The following is a 1,369-nucleotide window of genomic DNA, read 5'->3' as shown; positions in this document are numbered from 1 at the left end:
CGGGGCGAGGGCGCCGCCGTCGTCCCGCACGGCGTTGGCCGGGCGTGCGATCACGAGCTGCACGTAGCCGTCGAGCGACGCGCAGGCCTGTTCCGCATGCACGTCGCGCAGGATCCGGCAGGCCCGCTCGGCGACCTTCGCGGGTGCCGCGTTCGGCGCGCGCACCAGCGCCGCGGCGATCGCGGCTTCGCGTGCGTCGAGGCCGGACGGCGCCTTGCCGAACAGCACCTGCGACAGCGCGGCGAGCCCGACCGTCTCGCCGCGAAACGGCACGAGATTCAGGTAGGCCTCGAGGATCTGGTCCTTGCGCCAGCCGCGTTCGAGCAGCAGCGCGTTCATCGCCTGGGTGGCCTTCTGCGGCAGCGAGCGCTGACCCGAGCGGCGCGGCGAATCGCTGAGCAGCCCGGCGAGCTGCATCGTCACGGTCGACGCGCCGCGTGTGCGCTCGTTCCACAGGTTGCCCCACGCCGCGCCGGCGATGCCGCGCCAGTCGACGCCGCTGTGGTCGTAGAAACGCTTGTCCTCGGACACGACGATCGCCTCGCGGAACGCGGGCGACACATCGGCGAGCGACACCCAGTCGCCGCGCCGTTCGGTGAGATCGACGCGCGTGCGCTGCAACGGCGTGCCGTCGCGCGCGAGCAGCACCCAGTCGGAACTGCGCCAGCCGCGCCGCACGTCGTCGTAGCCGGGCAGCGCGTGCGCGATGAGCGGCGCGGCCAGCACGACGGCGACGAATACGCGGCCGGCGAAGCGCGCCGGCCGCGGCAAAACCAGATCGATCATCGCTTACTCACGACTTGCCTGCGTCGGCCGGCTTCACGGTCATCGGCGGGTTCGGCCACAGGCCATACACGGACGGCGCGTACAGCGCCTCGACGCGCGTCGGCGGCAGCCCGAAGGTGCCGACGTTGTTCAGCCGCACCGTGTATTCGACCGCGAATTTGCCCTTCGGCAGATAGTCGTAATACGCGCGGTAGCCGTCGAAGTCGCGTTCGATGAACGCCGGCCATGCGCCGTCCGGGGATTTCTCGCCCTGCGTCGCGGCTTCGGAGTCGCGGCCAAGGCCCGAGCCGAGAATCGTCGCGCCGGACGGGATCGGATCGTTGACGACGACCCACGTCATGTCGCTCTGCGCATCGATGTCGAGATGCACGCGCACGACGTCGCCGCGCGTCAGCACGCCCTTGACGGCGGGCGACACGGGCGTGACGGTCTTCGTGATCCGGTAGCCGGCCGCGAATGGCGAGCGCAGCGGCACGGCCGCGAGACTCTCGACGGTCGCCCACGGGCGGCCCGTGCCGTCCTGCGTGACGGACAGCGTGGCCGGCGCCTGCGACGCACGCGGCCACGGCATCAGCACGCTGCA

Annotated in this window: 2 protein-coding genes; both read right to left on the bottom strand. The window is 71.7% G+C overall.

The genetic code is table 11. The features are described 5' to 3' along the window. Positions 1-786, bottom strand: a 786-nt coding sequence (locus F3J14_RS34920) for a biosynthetic peptidoglycan transglycosylase (protein ID WP_166726753.1), incomplete at its 3' end; no start/stop codon positions are given. 7 nt (positions 787-793) lie between these two features. Beyond that, positions 794-1,369: hypothetical protein (locus F3J14_RS34915; protein WP_166726752.1), on the bottom strand; the 576-nt coding region annotated here is incomplete at its 5' end.

The organism is Burkholderia sp. Tr-862 (assembly GCF_011753085.1).
In the GTDB taxonomy this organism is placed as follows: domain Bacteria; phylum Pseudomonadota; class Gammaproteobacteria; order Burkholderiales; family Burkholderiaceae; genus Burkholderia; species Burkholderia ambifaria.
This window is presented reverse-complemented; position numbering and strand designations above follow the sequence as displayed.